The organism is Streptomyces sp. SID3343, from assembly GCF_009865215.1.
In the GTDB taxonomy this organism is placed as follows: Bacteria; Actinomycetota; Actinomycetes; order Streptomycetales; family Streptomycetaceae; genus Embleya.
Genome location: NZ_WWJX01001309.1, coordinates 1 through 7,935 on the forward strand (window position 1 = coordinate 1; position 7,935 = coordinate 7,935).

The 7,935-nt window shown below is 71.3% G+C and carries 7 protein-coding genes and 1 pseudogene; 4 read left to right on the forward strand and 4 right to left on the reverse strand.

The genetic code is table 11. The features are described from left to right. Both GT354_RS41575 and GT354_RS41580 read left to right on the forward strand, forming a co-directional pair. A pseudogene (locus tag GT354_RS41575) lies at window positions 1–96 on the forward strand (SDR family oxidoreductase); the annotation flags it as partial. Window positions 97–312: 216 nt separating this feature from the next. Then, the gene (locus GT354_RS41580; protein WP_161361901.1) at window positions 313–1,254 is read left to right on the forward strand and encodes an aldo/keto reductase; all 942 of its coding nucleotides are present in this window, start codon (window positions 313–315) and stop codon (window positions 1,252–1,254) included. An 82-nt stretch (window positions 1,255–1,336) separates the two neighbouring features. On the opposite strand, the gene GT354_RS41585 is transcribed toward GT354_RS41580, so the two are convergent. The 4 genes from GT354_RS41585 to GT354_RS41600 form a co-directional block, all read right to left on the reverse strand. Beyond that, the gene (locus tag GT354_RS41585; RefSeq protein ID WP_202512877.1) at window positions 1,337–1,576 is read right to left on the reverse strand and encodes a hypothetical protein; all 240 of its coding nucleotides are present in this window, start codon (window positions 1,574–1,576) and stop codon (window positions 1,337–1,339) included. A gap of 95 nt (window positions 1,577–1,671) precedes the next feature. Beyond that, on the reverse strand, window positions 1,672–2,571 hold the full coding sequence (locus GT354_RS41590) for an ATPase (RefSeq protein WP_161361903.1): 900 nt from the start codon (window positions 2,569–2,571) through the stop codon (window positions 1,672–1,674). A gap of 67 nt (window positions 2,572–2,638) precedes the next feature. Next, window positions 2,639–3,649 carry a Gfo/Idh/MocA family oxidoreductase gene (locus GT354_RS41595; RefSeq protein WP_161361906.1) on the reverse strand — a complete coding sequence of 337 codons (1,011 nt, stop codon included), beginning with the start codon at window positions 3,647–3,649 and terminating at the stop codon, window positions 2,639–2,641. Window positions 3,650–3,788: 139 nt separating this feature from the next. Then, entirely contained in the window at window positions 3,789–4,889 is a 1,101-nt protein-coding gene (locus GT354_RS41600) for a Gfo/Idh/MocA family oxidoreductase (RefSeq protein ID WP_161361908.1), read from the reverse strand. 218 nt (window positions 4,890–5,107) lie between these two features. Between GT354_RS41600 and GT354_RS41605 the strand changes: the two genes are divergently transcribed. Together GT354_RS41605 and GT354_RS41610 are read left to right on the forward strand one after the other, a co-directional pair. After that, window positions 5,108–6,316, forward strand: coding sequence for an ROK family transcriptional regulator (locus tag GT354_RS41605; protein ID WP_161361910.1), 1,209 nt, complete (start codon window positions 5,108–5,110; stop codon window positions 6,314–6,316). Window positions 6,317–6,475: 159 nt separating this feature from the next. Continuing rightward, on the forward strand, window positions 6,476–7,831 hold the full coding sequence (locus tag GT354_RS41610) for an extracellular solute-binding protein (RefSeq protein ID WP_161361912.1): 1,356 nt from the start codon (window positions 6,476–6,478) through the stop codon (window positions 7,829–7,831). The last annotated feature ends 104 nt before the right edge of the window (window positions 7,832–7,935 follow it).

Genomic DNA, 7,935 nt, shown 5'->3' on the forward strand with positions numbered 1-7,935 from the left:
ATCTGCTCGCTGGCGAGCCCCCTGGCGGCCTCCACCACGGGTACGGCGCTGGCCGTGGACGGCGGCATGCAAGGTCTGCGCCTGCGGCCGGAGTAGGCCGGCGGTGGTGGGGCCGCGTTCCGCGCGGGGTCGCGCCGAAGCCGACGGGTGACGCTTCGGTCGGGACGGGAAGTGTTCCCACCCGCACCACCCGTACCGTCTCGTCCGTGGGCTGCGGTTCCACTGCGTCCGGGTGGGCCGAACCGGCCTCGCGGCCGGTTGCCCCAGCCGGCGATCCGCCGACCCGACACCCTCGACCCAGGAGCACCGCACGTGGAAACCACCCGCATCGGCCGTACAGCCGTCGTCGCGAGCCGGATCGGGCTCGGGGCGGCGGCGTTCGGCAACCTGTACACCGCCACCACCGACGCGCAGGCCCACGCGACCGTGGAGGCCGCGTGGGCGGCCGGCATCCGCTACTTCGACACCGCGCCGCACTACGGGGTGGGACTGTCCGAGACCCGCCTGGGCGCGGCCCTGCGGGGGCGTCCCCGCGACGCGTTCACGGTCTCGACCAAGGTCGGCTGGCTGCTCGTCGACGACCCGGCCGCGCCCACCGCCGCCGACGGGTTCGTCGACACGCCCCACCGCCGCCGCGTCCTCGACTACTCCGCCGACGGCGTCCGCCGCAGCCTCGAATCCAGCCTGGACCGCCTCGGACTCGACCACATCGACATCGCCCTCGTACACGACCCCGACGAGCACTGGGAACAGGCCGCCCACGAAGCCGTCCCCGCGCTCGTGGCGCTGCGCGAGCAAGGCGTCGTCGGCGCGATCGGCGTCGGGATGAACCAGTCCGCGATGCTCGACCGCTTCGTCGCCGAAACCGACGTCGACTGCGTGTTGCTCGCCGGCCGTTACACCCTGCTCGACCGCACCGGCGCCGCGCTGCTCGACCGCTGCGCCGAGCGCGGCGTCTCGGTCCTGGCCGGCGGCGTGTACAACAGCGGCCTGCTCGCCGACCCCCGCCCCGGCGCCCACTTCGACTACGCCCCCGCCGACGCCGACCTGCTCGCCCGCGCCCTGCGCCTGAAGGCGACCTGCGAACGCCACGGCGTCCCCCTCCGCGCCGCCGCCATCGCCTTCGCCGCCGCCCACGCCGCGGTCGCCACCGTCCTGGTCGGCACCCGCACCCCCGAAGAAGCAACCGACGCAGCCACGATGGGCGGATGGCCCATCCCCCCGGCCCTGTGGCCCGCCCTCGCCGCGACCTGATCCTCGGCTCACGCGGCTCCGAATCGGCGCAGAACTTTTCGCGCGGACCGGGCCTCACCGACACCGGTCGTGGTGAGGCCGTTCAGCTCGATCGACCAGGCAACCGGAAGCATGTGCTGTGGAACGCGTCGGCGTCGCGGACGATCGTGCCGGTGTCTGCGAGCACGGACCGGGCGTGGCCCGGGTCGGTGGACGTGCGGGCGAGGTAGCTCGCGATGCCGCCCCGGGTGTGGTTGCCGTCGGCGATCGCCGACAGGACGCCGTGGTAAAGGGTGGTGTCGCGCAGGGCTGCGCGGGCGCGCGAGCCCGGAATTGGTCGCACCCACCCTCGACTACCGGCTCGCCGCGCGGTTCTGGGACATCCAGGACCCCACGCCGGGCCGTGCTCGTCAATGCCGTCGTGGGCGGAACACCCACCTACGCCCGCGAGTTCGGGCGAGTGGCGAGCGCCAGGCGTACCGCCCCCTCCACGGGATCGCCATCGAAGACGGTCAGCGGCACGCCCAGACGCACCCGCAGTCGGTCCGCGAGGCCGTCGGCGAGCAGCGCCCGGCCGGCTATCACACTGCCGGCCGCCACCACTCGGGTGACGTCGGCGCCGCGCGCCACCAAGTCGTCGACCAGGGTGGCCAGTTCGTCCATCCCCCAGTGGACCGCGGCCAGCGCGGCGGGTGATCCCGCCTCCGCCGCGTCGAAGACCGTGGGGGCCCAATGGGCCCAGGAGCGTGGTGGCACGCGCTGCATCGAACCGACGATCTCGCGCAGCGAGCCGGTGTCGGAGCAGGCGAGCAGCGCCGGCAGTAGCGGGTCGTCCGGGTCCGCGCGATCGTGCGTCCGGGTGAGTGCACGCACCGCCTCTCGGACGGTGCCCCACGCCGATCCCGGGTCGCCGACGAGCCACCCCCAGCCGCCCGCGTACAGGGATCCGCCGGTGCGGTGGTGGGCGACCGCGATCGAGCCGGTCCCGACGACGAGTCCGGCGCACGGCCCGCCGTCCGGCACGGCGGCCTCCAACAGGAAGGCGTCGTTGACCACGTGGGCCGGGACCGAGAGTTCGGCCTGTACCGCCGCCCGCAGTTCGGCGCACTCGTGATCGGTGTCGCAGCCGTGCGCACCGACCGCCACGGCGGCCGGCGGTTCGCTCGTGACCGCGCGGATTCGGGCGCCGAGCGCGGCGGCCTTGCCTCGCGCGTCGAGATTGGTCCAGTCGCCCGCAGGGTGGGTGACGTCTCGGAAGACGTCGCCCTCGAATGTGGTGAAGCGCAGCCGGGTCTTGGTCCCGCCCGCGTCGACACCGACGATGTACTGAGTATCCACGTGCGCCGGCACTCCCGTGCGTGTCCGTTGGTCGGCCGACCGTCGTCGTCGTGTGGGCCCGAGTGGATCAGTGTCCGCGGCGGGCCGCCTCGTAGAACGCCAGGCAGGCGGCCAGCGTCTGCCGTGCGGTGCGGACGGTCGAGCCGGGCGTCACACCGTCGTTGACGGCCGCGAGCAGCACCTCGACGGTGTCGAAGGTATCGGCGGGAAGCTTGGTGAACGACCACTCGCCGCCGGCTTCGGCCACCCCCAACGTACCTGTGGCGGTGGAGTGGAACACCGCACCCTCGGAACCCACGATGTGTGCCCGGGTCGACGAGGTGCCCGCGGGTGCGATCCAGGTGTCCTCGACGGTCACCACGGCGCCGCTCTGCAGGGTGAACACCGCGTGTCCGTAGTCCTCCACCGGCAGTCCCGGATGGGCGATGTCGGCCACCGTGCCGGTCACCTCGGCCACCGGTGACCCGAACAGTGCGTTCATGCGGTCCAGTTGGTAGACCGCGTGGTCGATCCAGGCGCCACCGGCGGTGCGCGCCGGGTCGGCCCACCAGCCGGGTCCCTCGGTGGATCCGGGCCAGGCCACCGGCAGCCCGCTGTGCATGGCGAAGGTGCCGGCGCGCAGTTCACCGAGCCGGCCGGAGTTCACCAGGCCGGCGAGTCGGACGGCCAAGGGCGAGGTGTGGCGCGATTCGCTCGGCACGAAGACGACGCCGGCACGTTCGACCTCCGCGACGATGCGGTCGGCCTCCGCCAGGGTGGTGGCGAGCGGCTTCACGGACACGATGTGCTTGCCGGCGCGGGCCGCGGCCACGCACAGGTCCGGGCTCTGGTCGACGCTGGTGAAGCACGCGATCGCGTCGATCTCGGGGTCGTCGAGCACGAACGCCGGGTCGGTGGAGGTGCGTTCGCATCCGGTCAGGTCCGCGACGTGGCGCACTCGCGCCGGGTCGCGATCGACCAGGGCGCGCAGTCGAACGGCGGGCTCGGCCGCGATCTTGCGGGCAAAGGGAATGGCTGCGTACCAGTGGTCGAAGCCGATGACGCCGATGCGCAGCGGGGCTGGTGTGGCCAGGGTCATGGTGAGCGGTCCTCTGGTTGCGTCGGAGGGGCCGGTGCCGTCGGGCGAGGTGGGTCTACGGATGTGAGCGAGCTCGGGCGTTCGGCGGTTCCCGGGAGCCGGTCGTGCGCACGCGCACACGCGACCGGCGGATCACGGGTCAGAACGTCGTCGTCAGCTCGACGAAGCGTTGTTCGCGTGCCGACACCGTCACCGCGATCATGATCTCCAGGGCGTGGCGCGCGTGCTCGGCGGTGAGGACGGGCGTTGCGCCGTCGAGCACGACGTCTGCGAGATGGCCCACGAGCAGCGCCCGACCGTACGTTTCGCGGAGGGTGTTCGGGGCCGGCGGCAGGGTCGGTTCGACCCACCCGTCCACCCCGGGGACGATGTCGGTCCGGTACAGCTCCAGGTTTGGGCCGTCGGGTCGCAGGATGTTCAGCACACCCTTGCGGCCGAAGATCTCCACCTTGGGGCTGCGGGCCGCGTGCACGTTGAAGCCGCCGTCGACGACGGCGAAGGTCGCATCGCCGAAGTCCAGCATGAACAGGCAGTTGTCCGGGACGCTCACCGGCATCTCCAGACCTTCGAACGGCCCGCCGCGGACCGTGCGGACCGGTTCGGTGATCCCGGCGAACGCGACGACACGCTTGGCCGGGCCGAGTATGCCGGTGATCTCGTGGATGCCGTACACGCCCATGTCGAGCAGTGGCCCCGAGCCTTCGCGATAGAACCAACTCGGGTCGGACGGCCATCCGTTCGGGCCGCCGCCGGGGCCGGCGTGCGAGCTGCGCACCCGGGCGAAGGCGACCTTGCCGATCGCGCCCTCGCGCACGAGGCGGGCCGCGCGCTCGTACGGCTCGTACAGCACGTCGGGTGGCGCGCAGACGACCGTGAGGTTGCGCTCGCGGGCCATGGCGATCAGTTCGTCGGCCTCGGCGATCGTGGCCGCCAGCGGCTTCTCGCCCGCGAGGTGTTTGCCCCGAGCGAGGATCGCGCGCGACGTCTCGGCGTGTACCGGTATCGGCGTGAGGTTGACGACGGCGTCGATGTCGGCGCTGTCGAGCATCGCGTCGAGGGAGCCGTAGGCGGCCGGGATCGCGAAGCGATCCGCGGTCGCGCGGGCCAACTCGGGCGCTACATCGGCGATGGCGACGACCTCCACGCGTCCCGCGTAATGGTGCATGTTCGGCAGTACGCCGTAAGGCGCCGTGGCGATGCCACCGCTGCCGAGGATTCCGACCCGCAGGACGTTGGCCATCCCACCCTCGCTCTCGTTACTCGTAACTTTCTTGCCTGATATTAGCCGCCGACCGCCTTCCGTGCCAGGGCAGGCCCGAATTCGACTGGTTGGTCCGCTTGTGATCGAGGTAAGCAGCCGGCAAGGTAACGAAAAAATCACGGCTTCCGTCAGCCCTTACTATAAAGAAACTTTCTGATACGTTCCTCGCGTCGAAAGTCGGATGTAAGGAGAACGTCATGGCCGTCCGGGGAACACCGTCGTGGCTCGGTGACCAGAACGCCGCGACGGCGCTGCGTCTCCTGCTCGACCACGGCCCGCTGAGCCGCAACGGTGTGGGCGAACTCAGCGGCCTGTCCAGGCCGACCGCCGCCCAGATGGTGGTCCGGCTGGAAGACAAGGGCCTCATCGAGGTCGTCGGGGAGGAGTCCGTGGGCCGAGGCCCCAGCGCCGCCCTCTACGACGTGCGCAACGACCTCGCGTACGGCATCGCCGTCAACGTCGACCAGGAGGCCGTGCGGTCCGTACTGGTCGACGCCAAAGGCATCGCGCACCCCGTCGCCCACGAGGCGGTTTCGGGGCTGCCCGCCCATCGCAGCGCGGCACGAGACGTGGCGCGGGCCGTGCTGGCCGCGTGCGAGTCGGCGGGGGTGGATCTGTCCGCCATCCGCCACGTCGGCGTCGGTGTACCCAGCAGCGTCGACCCGCGCTCCGACGAACTCAGTTCGGTGCGGGCGCTGCCCGGCTGGTCCCGCCGCAGCATCAGGCACCAGCTCGAAGAGGCCCTGGGCTGCGAGGTACTGGTCGACAACGACGTGAACCTCGCGGCCGTCGCGGAGCGCCGGGCCGCCGGTTTACTCCCGGACTCCACCTTCGCCCTGCTGTGGATCGGGTACGGCATCGGCCTCGCGGTGGACGTGGCGGGCTCCGTCCTGCGCGGCGCGTCCGGCGGCGCCGGTGAGATCGGCAATCTCCCGGTGCCGCGCGGCGTGTTCGACCCCGAAACCGAGGCCGACGACCTGGAGGGGCTTCTCGGCGCCTCCGCCTTGGACCGGATCGGCCACGAGGCCGGCTGGGGGGAACACACCTTCGAGCGCGTGCTCGCCGGCGAACCGCTGCCGGAACGCGTACTGGAGGTCTACGCCCCCCGACTGGCGCAGAGCGTCATCCCGGTACTCGGCGTCGTCGACCCCAGCTCGGTGATCCTGGGCGGCCCCGTGGGCCGGGCCGGGGGTGGCCGTCTGGCCGAACTGACCTGGCGCGCCATCCGCGATCACACCCGATGGGACCCCACCGTGCAGGTCACCCGCGTCGAGGAGGACGCCGTGCTCGCCGGAGCCCGACACACCCTGCGCGACCGGATCCGCGAGACGCTCCTCGCCCACGCCGTCGGCTCCGACCAGGACCGGTCCCGCGTCATCGCGGACAAGCTGCGCGACATCCGCTGACACCGCGCCCGCCGACCGCCGCTCCGGCGCAACGGCGCCGCCGCACACCCGCCCGCATCCCATCGCCGGCCCGCATCCCATCGCCGGCCCCGGGCCCGGCGCCCACACCGGAGGACTCATACCACGACGCGTCGCGCACTCCCACAGGAAGGCTCTGCGATGAGAACGGCGAAACCAACCCCGACCCCACGGTCCGGACGGCGAATCGGCGCAGTCCTCGCCGCGTTCGCGACCGGCACGACTCTCGCTCTGTCGGGTTGCGCCACCCCCGGTGACAGTCCGGTCGCCGCGACCGCGCCGACCCATCTGTCCGGCACCATCCAGTTGTGGCACCACTACACCAGCCGTGAGGCCAAGGTCTTCCAGTCCGTCGTCGACGACTTCGAGCGGAAGAACCCGGATGTGAAAGTACGGGTGCACTCCGGACAGCAGGACACCAAGATCACCCAGGTGGTGGCGTCCGGCGGAGACGTCGACGTCCTGATCACCAACGTCAACGCAACGCTCGGCACGGCCTGCAAAAGCATGTCCGACCTGGAACCCTACATGCGACGCGACAACGTGAGCGCGGACGCCTTCCAGGGCATCTTCGCCGGAGCCACCGCCTTCAACGGCCGGCGCTGCTCGCTGCCCACCACCTCCGACGTGTACGGCCTGTACTTCAACACGACCGTGTTGAACGCCGCCGGCTACACGCAGCCGCCGCGCACCCTTCAGGAACTGGAGGACATGGCGCTCAAGCTCACCACGTTCAACGGCGACGGCTCCATCAAGACGCTCGGCTTCAATCCCTTGATCGGCACCCACCAGAACACCTCCGCCACCTTCAGCGGCACGGCCGGGGTGACCTGGACCAAGGACGGCGACTCGGCCATCGCCTCCTCGCCGCAATGGCAGCGCCTGATGACCTGGCAGCACGACTTCGTGCGCAAGATCGGCTACGACAAGCTCAAGACCTTCACCGCCGGCCTGGGCGACGAATGGTCCGCGAACAACTCCTTCCAGACCGGCCGCGTCGCGATGGCCCTGGACGGCGAGTGGCGCGTCGCCTTCGTCGACGAACAGGCCCCGAACCTGGCGTACGGCACCGCACCCTTCCCCATCCTGGCCGACAGCGGCGCGCAGTACGGCGGTGGCTTCGCCTCGGCCGCCGACGTCGGCGTCAACAAGCGCTCCGGTCACAAGGAGGCCGCCTGGGCGCTGGTGAAATACCTGGCCACCGATACCGACGCCGCCGTGAAGCTCGCCAACGGCCTCAAGAACATCCCCACCCTCAAGAGCGCGGCCGCGTCGCCTCACCTCGAAGCGACGCCGCAATACCGGACGTTCATCGAGGCCTCCGGTCATCCGGCGAGCAACACCAGTCCGGTCACCGAGATCGGCTCCACCCTCGCCGCCACCATGGACAACTTCTGGACCGGTTACCAGCAAGGTGCCGGCGGCGGCCTGCTCAAGGGCCTCAAGGACGTCGACACCGACATCAACAACGCACTCGGCCTGCGACGGGCGAAATGACCCATGACTGACGTGACGAAACTCGACGCCGCCGCGCGGCCGGCCCCGCACCGCACCCCCGAAGCCGAAGCCGCCGCGAAGCGCGCCAGGCGGCGACGGGCCCT